The organism is Bradyrhizobium sp. SZCCHNPS1003 (genome assembly GCF_032381555.1).
Taxonomy (GTDB): Bacteria; Pseudomonadota; Alphaproteobacteria; order Rhizobiales; family Xanthobacteraceae; genus Bradyrhizobium.
This window is the reverse complement of record NZ_JAUHIU010000001.1, coordinates 278,761-294,621: the sequence shown is the minus strand read 5'-3', so window position 1 is coordinate 294,621 and position 15,861 is coordinate 278,761. Positions and strand designations below refer to the sequence as shown.

Sequence of the window (15,861 nt, the reverse complement as noted above, 5' to 3'; positions counted from 1 at the left end):
CGCTTGGCGGAGCGGTATTCGCTCCAACTCATAATCAATATAATGGGAGAAGGAAACGATGAGGACTAACGTCAGGTCGACCCTGCGGGCGGTGCTGCTGGCCAGCGCAGCCTTCGCCTGTTTCCAGCTTGCATCGCCGGCGCAGGCCGCCGACGAAATGACCCCCGAACGGCTGCTTAACGCCGACAAGGAAGCCGGCAACTGGCTCCACCATCATAAGAACTACTCGGGCACACGGTTCTCGGCACTGAAGGAGATCAACAAGGATAACGTCAAGAACCTGAAGGTCGCCTGGACGATGCATCTCGGCGGCGTCGAGGGCGGCGGCATCTGGAGCCACGGCGGTCTCGAAGGCACGCCGATCGTCGAGAACGGCATGATCTACGTCACCGACGGCTGGGGCTCGGTCTACAAGATCGACGCGCGCGGTGGCAAAGGCCAACTGGTCTGGAAGATGGATCCGAAGACGGATCACGACTGGGCCGGCGCCATCGCCTGCTGCGGCGTCGACAATCGCGGCGTCGCGCTGTGGGGCGATCTGGTCGTCTCGCATACGCTCGACGGCCGCCTGATTGCGACCAACAAGGAGACCGGCCAGGTTGCCTGGCAGCGCCAGGTTGCCGATCCCGACAAGGGCGAGGTCATCACCGGTGCGCCGCTGATCGTGAAGAACATGGCGATCTCGGGCGTGGCCGGCGCCGAATACGGCATCCGCGGCTGGATCGCTGCGACCGATCTCGGCACGCAGAAGGAGGTCTGGCGCACCCACACCATTCCGGGGAAGGGAGAGCCGGGCAGCGAGACCTGGAAGGACAGCAACGACGCGGCTGCGGCCGGCGGCGGCTCGACCTGGGTCACGGGCACCTATGATCCGGCGACCGACACCATCATCTGGGGCGTCGGCAATCCCGGTCCGGACTGGGACAACGCCTATCGTCCGGGCGACAACCTCTACACCGACAGCTCGCTGGCGCTCGATGCCAACACCGGCAAGATCAAGTGGCACTATCAGCACACGCCGAACGATCCCTACGACTACGATAGCGTCGCCGAGAACGTCCTGGTCGATGTGCCCGCGCCGAACGGCTCGACCCTGAAGCTCGCGCTCGAAGCCGACCGCAATGGCTTCGCCTATGCGATCGACCGCACCAGCGGCAAGTTCATCTGGGGTCTGCCCTTCGTCAAGAAGGTCACCTGGACCAAGGGGCTCGATGCCGAGACCGGCAAGCCGATCGAGTATGATCCGAAGAACCCGGTGCAGCGCTACAATGCGTCGGTAACGCCGCATCGCGAGAACAAGGTCGCGGACATCTGCCCGGGCAACATGGGCGGCAAGAACTGGCCGCCGACCTCCTACAATCCGGACCTGAAGCTCTGGTACATCCCGGTCATCGAGAGCTGCAACCGGATCACCGTCGAGGAGGCGACCAAGGACAAGCTCAAGCCGCGCGAATTCTGGACCGGCGGCGGACCGAGCCAGCCGTTCAAGATCACGGGCAGCGTGACCGCGATCGACGTCACCACCGGCAAGATCGCCGGCAAGTTGGAGACGCCGTTCCCGAACCTCGGGGGCATGCTTTCGACGCCTGATCTCGTCATCACCGGCCAGCCCTCGGGCGAGGTGATGGCGCTCGATGCCAAGACTCTGCAGAAGCTGTGGGAGTTCAACACCGGCGGCGGCGTCAATGCGCCTCCCGTGACGTTCTCGGTCGACGGCAAGCAGTATGTCGCGATCCTGGTCGGTCTCGGCGGCGCCTGGGACAAGTGGTTCATCGAATCCACGCCCGAGCTGAAGAAGATCCAGCCCGGCTCGATGCTCTACGTCTTCTCGCTGTGAAGTCGATTGCGGAGCGGAGGCATAGCCTCCGCTCCGTCCTCACCCCCTGTTCGACAAGAAAAACAGATGAAACTCAGTGCGATCACACTCGCTGTGGCGTCGGCTCTCGTCCTCGGCTCCGCTTCGCTCGCATTGGCGCAGTCTGCGGCGCCGGCAGATCCGACCGATGCCGGCAAAGCCGTGTTCAAGCGTGCGAACTGTGTCGGCTGCCACAAATGGCACGGCAATGGCGGCGGCGGCTACGGCGGCGACGCGCTGTCGCTGCGCAAGACCGAGCTCGACCGCCAGCACATCGTCGAGACCGTCACCTGCGGCCGTCCCGGCACGGGCATGCCGTACTTTGCGCGAGGCTCCTATGACACGGCGAAATGCTACGACCTGAGCCGCCGGGATGTCGGCGAGCGCATGCCGCCCGAAGGCGGCGTGTTCCTGCGGCCCAACGATATCGAGGCGGTCGCGGACTACGTGCTCGCGCACATCAAGGGACGCGGCGAGCCGAGCTACGACGAGTGTACCGCCTTCTTCGGCAACACGTCCCGGGTCTGCGATATCTACAAGGCGAATGCCAGCAAGCCTGCAAGCGAGCCATCGAAATGAAACGGCCAACCTGCGCTGCGATCTTCGCCACGTTCGTGCTGTCCTTCTTGACGTATGCGGCCTCCGCGCAGGCCGTGCCGAACTACGATCTGCGTGACATCACCGTCGGCATGCCGGTCGGCGACCTGCCTAGTGAGGGCTATGTCAATCTGACCTGCGCCAAGGACCCAAACCGCAAGCTCAATGCGTGGTCGGCGTGGCGCGATTGTCCCGCGGACGAGCAGGCGCGGCATGCGGTGCGTTTCGATTTCGATCCGGAGACCAGCCAGGACGGCACCAAGGTGGCCGGTCATCCCGTGCTGCTGACGGTCCTGGTCGACGACAAGGGCACCGTCACTGGCCTGACGATCGAGACCGATCCGAAGGCGCGGCTCTACATTCGCAAGAAGGCGTTCCTGCTCGGCAACCAGGTGAAGTCGCGCTATGGCGCCGAGGGTTGGGACTGCAAGGAGCTGGAGCCGACGGCGGGCGAGCAGCCGGTCGGCGGCGTGTTCCTGCGCGAGGTCTGCAAGAAGACGGTGCCCGGTCGGACGCTGACGGTCGAGCGCGAGCTGTTCCGCAAGCCGGATCAGGACGCCAAGAGCTTCGTCGATCAGACGCTGGTGCGGATCACCAAGGATATCAACTAGCCCGCCGCCGACCTTCATCGCGCTCCGCTGGAGGCGCGCGCCAGTCGGCGTCGTGAACCCGGTTGCCGGGAGGAAACGACGATGAGGGATCTCTTGAATTTCGGGCAGATGCTGTCGGCCCATGCGCGCATGTCGCCGGAGCGCACCGGTGCCCGCGATCTCGAACGTGCGATGAGCTTTGCGTTGTGGAATGAGCGCACGTGCCGGCTCGCCAACGCGCTGCTCGGGCTCGGCCTTGCCAAGGGCGATCGCGTTGCGATCCTTGCCTACAATTGCGTCGAATGGTGCGAGATCTATGCGGCCACAGCCAAAGCCGGGTTGGTGGCGCTGCCGATCAATTTCCGCCTCACCGCGTCCGAGGTGCAGTTCATCGTCCAGAACGCCGAAGCGGCGGCGATGATCGTGCAGGACGAACTCGTCGGCCTGGTCGAGGAGGCGCGCACGGATCTCGGCATCGCCGATGACCGCTTCATCCATTTCGGCGCGAAGCCGCGTCCGGCAGGCTATCGCGGCTATGAGGACATCATTGCGATGGCCGCGGATCGGGAGCCCGACCAGCAGGTCGCGCTGTCCGATCCCTGGACCTTGATGTACACCTCCGGCACCACCGGCAAGCCGAAGGGCGTGCTGCGCAGCCATCGCAGTGCTGTCCTCCTGTCGATGGTCACCGAGATCGAGCTGAAGCTGAGCCGCAATGACGGCGCGCTGCTGGTGATGCCGATGTGCCACGCCAACTCGCTGAACTTCTTCGGCGCGTTCGGTTATATCGGTGGCGTCAACTCGATCTATTCGCGCAAGAGTTTCGATCCCGAGCACGCCGTGACGACGCTTGCGGACGGCGGCTCCACGTTCACCTCGCTGGTCCCGACGCACTACATCATGATGCTGGATCTGCCGCGCGCGGTGCGCGCACAGCATGATTTCAGCGCGGTCACCAAGCTGATGATCTCCTCGGCGCCGGCCCGCCCGGAGACCAAGCGCGAGGTGATGGAGATGTTCCCGAAGTCCGGGCTCTACGAGCTCTATGGCGCGACCGAGACCGGCTGGGTCACCATGCTGCATCCGCATGAGCAGTTCACCAAGCTCGGCTCGGTCGGGCGCGAATGCGTCGGCGCCGCGCCCATCCGCATCTTGGATGACGCGGGACATGAGGTGCCAGACGGCGAGGCAGGCGAGCTCTATTCCTCGAACGCTCACACCTTCGATTGCTATTGGCGTCTGCCGGAGAAGACCAAGGAGGCGTTCCGCGGCGACTACTGCTCGGTCGGCGACATGGCCCGTCGCGATGCCGACGGCTACATCCATCTCGCCGACCGCAAGAGCAACATGATCATCTCCGGCGGCGAGAACATCTATCCCTCCGAGGTCGAGGCGATGGTCGGTGCCCATCCTGGTGTCAAGGACATCGCGGTGATCGGCCTGCCCGACGACAAATGGGGCGAGCGCGTCCATGCCGTGATCGTGCCGCGCGACGGCATGGCGGTGAAGGAGGGCGAGCTGGTCGAATGGGCAAAAGAACGGCTCGCCGGCTTCAAGCGGCCGCGCTCTTACGCCTTCATCACCGATAGCGAGATGCCGCGCAACGCGACAGGCAAGATCCTGCATCGCGAATTGAAGAAGAGATTTACGCAGTGAGTCGCTGCAATGCCGTACGGTCTGATATGTAGCTGCGATGCAGGCCGTCCTCAATTCCGCTCTTCCGATCTTCGCGCTGATCCTGACCGGATTCCTGTGCGGCTGGTTCGGTGTGTTCGACCGCACTGCGACCGACAATCTCAATCGCTTCGCGGTCTATCTGGCGCTGCCGGCGCTGATCTTCACGGCGATGTCCAGGATCGGCGTCGAGCAGGTCAGCCAGTTCGGCTTCATCGGCGCCTTCTGCGGCGGCATTGCCGCGACGTTCGCGACCGGTTTCGTGATCAGCCGTCTGCGCGGCCGTCGCGTTGCCAACGCCAGCATCGAGGGACTGGACGCCGGCTACAGCAATGTCGGCTTCATGGGCATTCCGATGTGCCTCCTGGTGTTCGGCCCGGACAGCGCGCCGGCCTCGATCATCGCCACCTTGTTCACGGCCTGCGTGCTGTTCCTGTTCGCGATCGTGGTCGTCGAGATGGATCTTCAGAAGGGCGCCACGCTCGGGGCGACGGTCGCCAAGGTCGCGCGTTCGCTGCTGACGAGCCCGTTGTTCATCGCGCCCGTGGCCGGGCTCGCGGTGGGCCTCAGCGGCTTTGCATTGCCAGCGCCGTTCCTGAGCTTCACGACTTTGCTTGGTGGAGCAGCATCGCCGGCGGCGCTCGTGTGCATCGGCCTGTTCCTGGCGCAGGAACGGGTGGTGACGCACGATGCGGCTTCGATCGGCATTCTCGTATCGCTGAAGCTCGTGATGCAGCCGGCGGTCACCGCGCTGCTTGCCTTCCACGTGTTCTCGATGCCGCCGCTGTGGTCGCATTCCGCCGTGATCCTGAGCGCGCTGCCGATCGGCTCCGGGCCGTTCACGATCGCCAAGCTCTATGGTCTGGAGGCCGGCGTCACCTCGGGCTCGATTCTCGTCTCGCACATGTCAGCCGTTCTCACCGTCTCGCTGCTCGTGGCCTGGCTCGCGCCGGGCTGATCACGTCACCATCCGCAGGAGTCGTCAGATGAAGATCTCTCCCGACAGTGCCGCCGATCTGATCGCCCGCCTGCTCAAGCGCCGCGGCGTCAGCCGCGTGTTCGCGCTGTGCGGCGGCCACATTATGCCGATCTGGATGCGGCTCGATGCGGAAGGCATCCGCATCATCGACGTGCGCGACGAGCGCGCCGCCGTGCACATGGCGCAGGCGCATGCCGAGCTCACCGGCGAGCTCGGCGTCGCGCTGGTCACCGCGGGGCCGGGCGTGACCAACGCGATCACCGGCATCGCCAATGCCCACGTCTCGCGCGCGCCGGTGCTGGTGATGTCGGGCGGCAATCCGCGGCCGCAGGAGAACCGCGGTGGCCTGCAGGACATGGATCACACCCAGCTCGTGCGCTCGATCACGCGCTATGCGCGCACCGTGCGCGAGCCGTCGCTGGTGCTGCAGGAGCTCGACGAGGCGATCTCCCGCGCCGTCGGCGACGGCGGCGAGCCGGGGCCTGTGTTCATCGATTTTCCCGTCGATACGCTGCGCGGCGTCGTGCCGAAGGCGCTGCAACTCGAGGAGCATCTTGCGCCGAAGCCGCGCGCGGCGACACGGCCTGATCCGGCCGAGGTCGAGAAGGCGGTCGAGCTGTTGTGGTCGGCGCGCCGTGTGCTCGTCATCTCCGGCCGCGGCGCGCGCGGCGCCGGGCCCGAGCTGATCGCGCTGCTCGACCGGCTCGGCGCCGTCTATCTCGACACCGGCGAGAGCAGGGGGCTTGTGCCCGACGATCATCCCTCGGTCGTCGGTGCGATGCGCGGCGCCGTGATGGGCGATGCCGGCGTGGTGCTGACGGTCGGCCGCCGGCTCGACTTCCAGCTCGCCTACGGCTCCCCGGCCGTGTTCAAGGACGCCAAATTCGTCCGCATCAGCGACACCGCGAGCGAGCTGCGCGACAATCGGCGCGGTGGGGCCGAGATCCTGGCGACACCAGCGGAGACCTTGCGCGCGATGGTGGCGCTGGCGGGCAACCGCGAATCGGCCGTCGATCGGCAATGGGCCGCAAAACTGCGGGCCGCGCATCAGGAGCGCGCGGCCAAGCTGAAGCAGAGCATGGCGACGGCGCCGGCCGGCTCGGACGGGCGGCTGCATCCGAATCGCGTGCTCTCGGCGCTGCAGGAGGCGATCGGAAATGACGCCGTGGTCATCACCGACGGCGGCGATTTCCTGTCCTTTGCCCGCGTTGGCCTCAGCGCGCCCTTGATGCTCGATCCCGGCCCGTTCGGCTGCATCGGCATCGGCGTGCCCTATGGCATCGCTGCGAGCCTCGCCTTTCCCGACAAACCGGTGGTGGTCGCGACCGGCGACGGTGCGTTCGGCTTCAACGCGATCGAGGTCGACACCGCGGTGCGCCACAAGGCGCCGGTGCTGATCGTCGTCGCCAACAACGGCGCCTGGCAGATCGAGGTGCACGACCAGGCGGTGACACACGGCAAGGTCGTCGGCACGAAGCTGCAATTCGCCGATCACGCCGCCATGGCGCGCGCCTTCGGCATGCATGCCGAGCGCGTCGAGACCGAGGAGCAGCTCGGCCCCGCAATCCAGCGCGCGCTGGCCAACCGCCCGGCGCTGCTCGACATGGTCGTCACGCCGGAAGCGGTGTCGTCGGACGCCAAGACTGGCCTCGCCTGGGTGCCGGACCTGCAGCCGCTCGCGGCGTGGGACGAGGCGGAACGGAAGTGGCGCGGCTCGTGAGGCCTCACACCTGCTGCAGCTGCCGCGGCGCGCTGAGCCACAGCGCGAGTAGGGTGCAGACGGCGCCCGAGAGCAGATAGCCACCGGCTGACAGAAGGCCGAAATACGACGCCAGCAGCAGCGCCGCCAGCGGCGCGAAGCCGGCGCCGAACAACCACGCCAAGTCGGCGGTCAGGGCCGAGGCCGTGTAACGATAGGTGCGGGCGAAGTTCGACGCGATCGCGCCCGATGACTGGCCGAACGACAGGCCGAGCAGGATGAAGCCGAGCACCATGTAGATGGTCTCGCCGACCGGGCCGGCGTCGAGCAGTTGCGGCGCGAAGCCCGAGAACACCGCGATTGCGATTGCCGAGCCGATCAAGAGCGATTTGCGTCCGATACGGTCGGCCAGCATGCCAGACGCGACAATGGCGACGACGCCGAACACCGCACCGACGGCCTCGATGAGCAGGAAGCGCGCCGGCGTCTCCTTGGTGAACAGGAACACCCAGGACAGCGGAAACACCGTCACCATGTGGAACAGCGCGAAGCTCGCCAGCGGCGCGAAGGCGCCGATCACGATGTTGCGGCCCTCGTGCCGAACCGTGGTGATGACGCGTGCCGGTTGCAATTCGCGCGACTGGAACAGCTCGTCATACTCCGGCGTCACGACCATGCGCAGCCGCGCGAACAGCGCCACGACGTTGATGGCAAACGCCACGAAGAACGGGTACCGCCAGCCCCAGTCGAAGAAGTCGGCCGCGGAGAGATAACCGACGAAGAACGCGAATAGCACGCTGGCGACGATCAGCCCGAGCGGCGCGCCGAGCTGCGGAATCATCGCGTACCAGCCGCGCTGGTGCTCCGGCGCATTCATCGCGAGCAGCGACGCCAGCCCGTCCCAGGCGCCGCCCCAGGCGAGACCCTGGCCGATCCGCGCCAGCGCCAGCAGCCAGATCGCCGCCGCACCGACGGTGTGGTAGCTCGGCAGGAACGCGATCGCGACGGTCGAGGTGCCCAGCAGGAACAATGCGGTGATCAGCTTGGCGCTCTTGCCGTAGCGGCGGTCGATCGCCATGAAGATCACGCTGCCGAACGGACGCGCGAGGAAGGCGAGCGCGAACAGCGCGAACGAATACAGGGTCTGCGTCAGCTCGTCCGCAAACGGAAACACCAAGCGCGGAAACACGATCACCGAGGCGATGGCATAGACGAAGAAGTCGAAGAACTCCGACGTCCGCCCGATGATCACGCCGATCGCGATCTCGCCCGGATGCGCCTCATGCGTGCGGGAGAGATGGGTTTCGCCGTCGGCGGTCGCCGCTGCCTGTGTCATCGCGCTGCCTGCAGTCCTCTCGTACTCTATTCACGCCCCGTAATTGTCGTCCTCGGCGCCGCTCCGGTATTGGACAAATTGTCCAATGTCGGCCGTGTCGTCCGGTCGCTAGGTGAGGCCTCGTTCAGAGATCCGCCTTGACGAGGTTGAGCGTGCGTTACTGGAAATCCTTGGCTCTGCTGCCGCTGGGGCTCGCGCTCGGTGGCTGCAATCTGGTGGTGCTCGCGCCCTCGGGCGACGTCGCCGCCCAGCAGCGCGATCTCGTGATCATCGCGACCGTGCTGATGCTCTTGATCGTGGTGCCCGTCATGGCGGCGACGGCGATCGTGGCCTGGCGCTACCGCCAGTCGAACCAGGCGGCGACGTATACGCCGGATTGGGATCACTCCACCCAGCTTGAGCTGCTGATCTGGGCGGCGCCGCTGCTCATCATCATCTGCCTGGGCGCGGTCACATGGATGGGCACGCATCTGCTCGATCCCTACCGCACGCTCGGGCGCATCGCGGTCGATCGTCCGGTGACGCCGCAGGACAAGCCGCTCGAGGTGAACGTTGTCGCGCTCGATTGGAAGTGGCTGTTCATCTACCCGGAATACGGCGTCGCCAGCGTCAATGAACTCGCCGCACCGGTGAACCGGCCGCTGGATTTCAAGATCACCTCGTCCTCGGTGATGAACTCGTTCTACATCCCCGCTCTGGCCGGCCAGATCTATGCGATGCCGGGCATGCAGAGCCGGCTGCACGCGGTCATCAACAAGCCCGGCGTCTATCGCGGCTTCTCGGCCAACTATAGTGGTGCCGGCTTTTCCAGCATGCGCTTTGCCTTTCATGGTCTGTCGGATGCGGAGTTTTCCGGCTGGATCGAGAAGGCGAAGGCCAGTGGCAATCACCTCGGCAAGCCGGATTATCTCGTGCTTGAGCGTCCCAGCACCGACGAGCCGGTCCGCCATTTCGCCTCGGTCGATGCTGACCTGTTCCGCGCCATCCTCAACATGTGCGTCGAATCGGGCAAGATGTGCATGAGCGAGATGATGGCGATCGACGCGAGAGGCGGCATGGGCCTGGCCGGCGTCCGCAACACACTGCCGCTCGCCTACGACAAGTTCGCCGGCCGCGGCACGGTGTTCGGTGGCGAGCCGAGCTACGTCGCCGGCGGCGTCTGCCTGCCGGGCGACCAGGTCACGCGCATGGCTGCGGAATCGTCGCCCACCGTTCTCGCGCCGCTCGATTGGACGCCGCTGCAGGGCCGCGGCCTCGAACGGCCCAGCCTGCTGCGGCCGTCGAAGGCGTCTTTCATCACGGGGCCAGCCTCCAAGTCGGATTCGTGAGGGTCACATCATGTTCGACACGTCAGATCTCACCCGATTGATCTTCGGCCGGCTCACGCTGGAGTCGCTGCCGCTGCACGAGCCGATCATCGTCGGCACCTTCGCGATGGTCGCGCTCGGCGGCATCGCGCTTTTCGGCGCTATCACCTATTTGCGGCTGTGGGGCTATCTGTGGAAGGAGTGGTTCACCACCGTCGACCACAAGCGCATCGGCATCATGTACATGGTGCTCGGCATCGTCATGCTGCTGCGCGGCTTCGCCGATGCGCTGATGATGCGCCTCCAGCAGGCGATCGCCTTCAACGGCTCCGAGGGTTATCTGAACTCGCACCATTATGATCAGGTGTTCACGGCGCACGGCGTGATCATGATCTTCTTCGTGGCGATGCCGCTGGTCACCGGTCTGATGAACTATGTCGTGCCGCTGCAGATCGGCGCCCGCGACGTGTCGTTCCCGTTTCTCAACAATTTCAGCTTCTGGATGACCACGTCGGGCGCGGTGCTGGTGATGTGCTCGCTGTTCGTGGGCGAGTTCGCGCGCACCGGCTGGCTGGCCTATCCGCCGCTGTCGAACCTCTCCTACAGTCCGGATGTCGGCGTCGACTATTACATCTGGGCCCTGCAGGTCGCCGGCGTCGGCACGCTGCTGTCCGGCGTCAACCTGATCTGCACCATCGTCAAGATGCGTGCGCCCGGCATGACCATGATGAAGATGCCGGTCTTCACCTGGACTTCACTGTGCACCAACGTGCTGATCGTCGCCTCCTTCCCGGTGCTGACGGCGGTGCTGGCGCTGCTGTCGCTCGACCGCTACGTCGGCACCAACTTCTTCACCAATGATTTCGGCGGCGACCCGATGATGTATGTCAACCTCATCTGGATCTGGGGCCATCCGGAGGTCTACATCCTCATCCTGCCGGCTTTCGGCATCTTCTCCGAGGTGACCTCGACCTTCTCGGGCAAGCGCCTGTTCGGCTACACCTCGATGGTCTACGCCACGGTCGTGATCACGATCCTGTCGTACCTGGTCTGGCTGCACCATTTCTTCACGATGGGCTCCGGCGCCAGCGTGAACTCCTTCTTCGGCATCACCACGATGATCATCTCGATCCCGACGGGGGCGAAGATGTTCAACTGGCTGTTCACGATGTATCGCGGCCGCATCCGCTTCGAGCTGCCGATGATGTGGACGGTCGCCTTCATGCTGACCTTCGTGATCGGCGGCATGACCGGCGTGCTGCTCGCGGTGCCGCCGGCCGACTTCGTCTTGCACAACAGCCTTTTCCTGGTCGCGCATTTCCACAACGTCATCATCGGCGGCGTGCTGTTCGGCCTGTTCGCCGGCATCGCCTACTGGTTCCCGAAGGCGTTCGGCTTCAGGCTCGATCCGTTCTGGGGCAAGATGTCGTTCTGGTTCTGGACCGTCGGTTTCTACTTCGCGTTCATGCCGCTCTACGTGCTCGGCCTGATGGGCGTGACCCGTCGGCTGCGCACCTTCGACGATCCGAGCCTGCAGATCTGGTTCGTCGTCGCCGGCATCGGCGCCTTCCTGATCCTGCTGGGCATCGCGAGCTTCCTGATCCAGATCGCGGTCAGCATCCTCCGCCGCGAGCAGCTCGCCGACGTCTCCGGCGATCCGTGGAATGCGCGCACCCTGGAGTGGGCGACGTCGTCGCCGCCGCCCGCCTACAACTTCGCCTTCACGCCTGTGGTCCACGACAATGACGCCTGGTGGGACATGAAGCGCCGCGGCTACACGCGTCCGCTCGCCGGCTTCAAGGCCATCCACATGCCGAGCAACACCGGTACCGGCGTGATCCTGGCGGGCCTCAGCACCACCATGGCGTTCGGCCTGATCTGGTACATGTGGTGGATGGCGGCCGGCAGCTTCATCGCGCTGCTCGCGGTCGCGATCGGCCACACCTTCAACTATCACCGCAGCTTCCACATCGCGGCCGATGAGGTTGTCAGCGCCGAGCGTGCGCGCACCGAGCTGCTCGCCGCAGGAGCCAAGTCATGACCGTTGCGATGGGCACTCTGAAGGCCGGGGAGCCGGTCTTCTATGTCGTCGACGAGCACGAGCATCCCGAAGGCAGCAGCACGATGCTCGGCTTCTGGATCTATCTGATGAGCGACTGTCTCATCTTTGCGATCCTGTTCGCCGTGTATGGCGTGCTCGGCGCCAAATACGCGGCAGGTCCCGCGCCGAAGGACCTGTTCGACCTGTCGCTGGTCGCGGTCAACACCTCGTTCCTGCTGCTGTCGTCGCTCACCTATGGCTTCGCGATGCTGTCGATGCAGCGGAACCGCGTTGGCGCGATGCAGGTTTGGCTCGTGGTGACGGGGCTGTTCGGCCTCGCCTTCCTCGGCATCGAGCTGACCGAGTTCGCGCACATGATCCATGAGGGCGCGACGCCGCAGCGTAGCGCCTTCCTGTCGTCGTTCTTCACCTTGGTTGGAACCCACGGCCTGCACGTGACGTTCGGTCTGGTTTGGCTGGTCACCCTGATGGTGCAGGTCAGGACTCACGGCCTGATCGAGGCCAACCGGCGGCGGCTGGTCTGCCTGAGCATGTTCTGGCACTTCCTCGACGTGATCTGGATCGGTGTCTTCACCTTCGTCTATCTGATGGGGATGCTTCGATGAGCTCTGATGTCCATGCTCACGCGCACGGTTCCGCCGACGACCATGCCGGCACGCGCTCGGGTCAACTGATCGGCTTCGGCGCCTCGGTCGTCCTCACCGCCATCCCGTTCCTGCTGGTCATGACCGGCTCGCTCGACAAGCAGGCCACGGCGCTGATCATCATGGTGTTCGCGGCCGTGCAGGTCGTCGTCCACATGGTCTTCTTCCTGCACATGAACACCAAGGCCGAGGGTGGCTGGACCATGATGGCGCTGATCTTCACGATCATCATGGTGGTGATTGCGCTCAGCGGCTCGCTCTGGGTCATGCATCACCTGACCACGAACATGATGCCGGTGCACGAGATGGGCCAGACGCCGTGATGTCAGCTCCTGCCGACGGGGCAGGGGAACGCGACGAGGCCAGCCGCGGGCGATTCGGCGCGCTGCGGCTCGCGATCGGCGCGGCGTGGGTTGCCTGCGTCGCGATGCTGCTGGCGCTGGGCGTCTGGCAGATCGAGCGGCGGGCCTGGAAGCTCGACCTGATCGATCGCGTCGAGCGCCGCGTTCATGCCGCGCCCGTGCCGGCGCCGAGCCCGGCGGATTGGCCGGCCATCGATCGCAGCGACGACGAGTACAAGCTGATAACGTTGAGCGGCCGCTTCCTCAACGACCGCGAGACGCTGGTCCAGGCGCTGACGGTCGAGGGCTCCGGCTATTGGGTGGTGACGCCGCTGCAGACCGCCGCCGGCACCGTGCTCGTCAATCGCGGCTTCGTGCCCGCGGACCGCCGTGCGCCGGCGAGCCGCAGCGCCGGGAACCCCGATGGCACGGTCGGCGTGACCGGATTGCTGCGGATCTCCGAGCCGGGCGGCGGCTTCCTGCGCCACAACGATCCCGCGGACAATCGCTGGTATTCACGTGACGTCGTGGCGATCGCGGCGGCGCGCGGTCTGTCCGACGTCGCACCGTTCTTCGTCGATGCCGATGCGACCCCGAATCCCGGCGGGCTTCCGATCGGGGGACTCACGGTGATCTCGTTTCCGAACAACCATCTGGTTTACGCGCTGACCTGGTTTACATTGGCCCTCATGCTGGCCGGCGCCGGGCTGCAGCGGCTCCGCCGCGGGCAGAGTGAGCGCGAAGCGCCGGCGGCGCAGGATGTGGAATGGGATCAGCGGCGGCAGGACATGGGTGGATGCGGGGCGGCGTCTTGAGGGATCGAAGCTCGCCGTTCTGCCGGCGGAGATCGGACGTGGCCTCATGAGAAGCGAGGCCCCTAATCTGCCGGGGGCCGTGGCCGCGACCGCCACACCCGAGATCAACGCGCCGCTGCCGACGAAGGACGCGACCAACCGCAAGAACATGGTGCTGCTGATCCAGCTGCGCTGGATCGCCGTGGTCGGTCAGATCGTCACCATCGGCTTCGTGACCACCTGGTTCGGCATTGCGCTGCCGCTGCTGCCGATGGCGGCGATCATCTGCGCGCTGGTGGCGCTCAATATCGCCAGCCATATCTGGCTGCGCACGCATGACGACGTCGGCAATCGTCACCTGCTGATCGCCCTGATGCTCGACGTCGTGGCGTTGACGTCGGAGCTCTATCTCACCGGCGGCGCGTCGAATCCGTTCACGTGCCTCTATCTGCTGCAGGTCACGCTGGGGGCCGTGCTGCTCGATGCGCGCTCGTCCTGGTCGCTGGTCGCGCTGACGGTGCTCAGCTTCATCTGGCTCACCATCGAGTACCGACCCCTGCAACTGCCGCAGCATCACGTCAGCGATGCCTTCGCCCTGCACATCACCGGCATGTTCGTCGGCTTCGTGCTCGACGCCGTGCTGCTCGTCGTCTTCGTCACCCGCATCAACCGGAACCTGCGCGAGCGCGACGCCAAGCTTGCCGATCTGCGCCAGCACGCAGTCGAGCAGGATCACATCATCCGCATGGGCCTGCTCGCCTCAGGCGCCGCGCATGAGCTCGGCACGCCGCTGGCGTCGATCTCGGTGATCCTGAACGATTGGCACCGCATGACCGCGATCTCTGCCGATCCGGCGCTCGCGGAGGATTTCACGGAAATGGAAGCGGCGGTGCAGCGCTGCAAGTCGATCGTCACCGACATCCTGGTCTCGGCCGGTCAGGCGCGCGGCGAAGGCTCGGCGCCCACGACGTTGAAGGCGTTCCTGACGACGCTGGTCGCCGAATGGAGCGTGGCGCGCTCGGCACGCAATCTGATGTTCCGCAACGAGTTCGGCTCGGATCCGGCGATCGTCTCCGACGTCGCGCTGAAGCAGGCGATCGTCAACGTGCTCGACAACGCGTTCGAAGTCTCGCGCGAGTGGGTGGAGTTCGTGGCCGAACGAGATGGTGATCAGCTGCTGCTCAGCGTCAGCGATCGCGGGCCGGGCTTTGATCCGGCGATGCTAGGTCAACTCGGACGTCCCTATCAGTCGAGCAAGGGCCGCCCGGGCCGCGGCCTCGGCCTTTTCCTGGTGGTCAACGTGATCCGCAAGCTGGGCGGCAGCGTATCGGCCTGGAACCACCGGGGACGTGGGGCGACCGTGCGGCTGTCACTGCCGTTGTCGACGCTTGTCATTGGAGAGCGCGATGGCGAATGACCTGTCCCTCTTGATCGTCGAGGATGATGACGGTTTTGCACGCACCCTGAAGCGGTCGTTCGAACGGCGCGGCTACGAGGCCGTCGTCGCCGGCTCGCTCGAGGACGTCGACGAGATCCTCAAAGAAAAGACGTTCGGCTATGCCGTCGTCGATCTCAAGCTCGGCGGCGCCTCAGGTCTCGTCTGCGTCGAGAAGCTGCATGCTCATGATCCGGAGATGCTGATCGTGGTGCTCACCGGCTTCGCGAGCATCGCGACGGCGGTCGAGGCGATCAAGCTCGGCGCCTGCCACTATCTGGCCAAGCCGTCGAACACCGACGACATCGAGGAGGCGTTCCGCAAGGCGCAGGGCAATGCGCAAGTGGCCCTGGCCGAGCGCTCCACCTCGATCAAGACGCTGGAATGGGAGCGCATCCACCAGACCCTGATCGAGACCGACTTCAACATCTCCGAAGCTGCAAGACGGCTCGGCATGCATCGCCGGACGCTCGCGCGCAAGCTGGAGAAACGCCCGGTGAAGTAGATCGATACGGTTGTTGTCCGGAGGAGTGGAGCTCATTCTTTCC

General features: G+C 65.4%; 14 protein-coding genes. 13 read left to right on the top strand and 1 reads right to left on the bottom strand.

Annotation, left to right across the window (positions count from 1 at the left end; translation table 11 throughout):
• Positions 1-58 precede the first annotated feature (58 nt).
• The 6 genes from QX126_RS01345 (at position 59) to QX126_RS01320 (ending at position 7,415) form a co-directional block, all read left to right on the top strand.
• Positions 59-1,837, top strand: coding sequence for a PQQ-dependent dehydrogenase, methanol/ethanol family (locus QX126_RS01345; protein ID WP_315778848.1), 1,779 nt, complete (start codon positions 59-61; stop codon positions 1,835-1,837).
• A gap of 66 nt (positions 1,838-1,903) precedes the next feature.
• Positions 1,904-2,434 (top strand): c-type cytochrome, encoded by a 531-nt coding sequence (locus tag QX126_RS01340; protein WP_315778846.1) that lies wholly within the window; start codon positions 1,904-1,906, stop codon positions 2,432-2,434.
• The gene (locus QX126_RS01335) at positions 2,431-3,063 is read left to right on the top strand and encodes a hypothetical protein (protein WP_315778845.1); all 633 of its coding nucleotides are present in this window, start codon (positions 2,431-2,433) and stop codon (positions 3,061-3,063) included. The genes QX126_RS01340 and QX126_RS01335 overlap by 4 nt, the downstream gene beginning before the upstream one ends.
• Before the next feature lie 81 nt (positions 3,064-3,144).
• Complete coding sequence (locus tag QX126_RS01330) at positions 3,145-4,698, top strand: AMP-binding protein (protein WP_315778843.1); 1,554 nt, start codon at positions 3,145-3,147, stop codon at positions 4,696-4,698.
• 37 nt (positions 4,699-4,735) lie between these two features.
• Positions 4,736-5,674, top strand: a complete 939-nt coding sequence (locus QX126_RS01325) for an AEC family transporter (protein ID WP_315778841.1) — start codon at positions 4,736-4,738, stop codon at positions 5,672-5,674.
• A gap of 28 nt (positions 5,675-5,702) precedes the next feature.
• Positions 5,703-7,415 carry a thiamine pyrophosphate-binding protein gene (locus QX126_RS01320; RefSeq protein ID WP_315778839.1) on the top strand — a complete coding sequence of 571 codons (1,713 nt, stop codon included), beginning with the start codon at positions 5,703-5,705 and terminating at the stop codon, positions 7,413-7,415.
• Positions 7,416-7,419: 4 nt separating this feature from the next.
• Here the strand turns inward: QX126_RS01320 and QX126_RS01315 are convergent, their stop codons facing one another.
• Positions 7,420-8,730, bottom strand: coding sequence for an MFS transporter (locus QX126_RS01315; protein ID WP_315778837.1), 1,311 nt, complete (start codon positions 8,728-8,730; stop codon positions 7,420-7,422).
• A gap of 152 nt (positions 8,731-8,882) precedes the next feature.
• Here QX126_RS01315 and cyoA point away from each other — a divergent pair, with 152 nt between their 5' ends.
• From cyoA to QX126_RS01280, 7 genes are read left to right on the top strand one after another with little or no spacing between them, the layout of a single operon-like run.
• Positions 8,883-10,058, top strand: a complete 1,176-nt coding sequence (cyoA, locus tag QX126_RS01310) for a ubiquinol oxidase subunit II (RefSeq protein WP_315778835.1) — start codon at positions 8,883-8,885, stop codon at positions 10,056-10,058.
• A gap of 10 nt (positions 10,059-10,068) precedes the next feature.
• Positions 10,069-12,078: a cytochrome o ubiquinol oxidase subunit I gene (cyoB, locus tag QX126_RS01305; protein ID WP_315778833.1), complete on the top strand. Its 2,010-nt coding sequence runs from the start codon at positions 10,069-10,071 to the stop codon at positions 12,076-12,078.
• Positions 12,075-12,704 carry a cytochrome o ubiquinol oxidase subunit III gene (gene cyoC / locus QX126_RS01300; protein ID WP_315778830.1) on the top strand — a complete coding sequence of 210 codons (630 nt, stop codon included), beginning with the start codon at positions 12,075-12,077 and terminating at the stop codon, positions 12,702-12,704. Before cyoB ends, cyoC begins: the two co-directional genes overlap by 4 nt.
• Positions 12,701-13,066 (top strand): cytochrome o ubiquinol oxidase subunit IV, encoded by a 366-nt coding sequence (gene cyoD / locus QX126_RS01295; RefSeq protein WP_315778828.1) that lies wholly within the window; start codon positions 12,701-12,703, stop codon positions 13,064-13,066. Before cyoC ends, cyoD begins: the two co-directional genes overlap by 4 nt.
• Complete coding sequence (locus QX126_RS01290; protein ID WP_315778826.1) at positions 13,066-13,899, top strand: SURF1 family protein; 834 nt, start codon at positions 13,066-13,068, stop codon at positions 13,897-13,899. Before cyoD ends, QX126_RS01290 begins: the two co-directional genes overlap by 1 nt.
• Before the next feature lie 46 nt (positions 13,900-13,945).
• Entirely contained in the window at positions 13,946-15,295 is a 1,350-nt protein-coding gene (locus QX126_RS01285) for an ATP-binding protein (protein ID WP_315778824.1), read from the top strand.
• Entirely contained in the window at positions 15,285-15,818 is a 534-nt protein-coding gene (locus QX126_RS01280; protein ID WP_315713466.1) for a response regulator transcription factor, read from the top strand. Before QX126_RS01285 ends, QX126_RS01280 begins: the two co-directional genes overlap by 11 nt.
• The last annotated feature ends 43 nt before the right edge of the window (positions 15,819-15,861 follow it).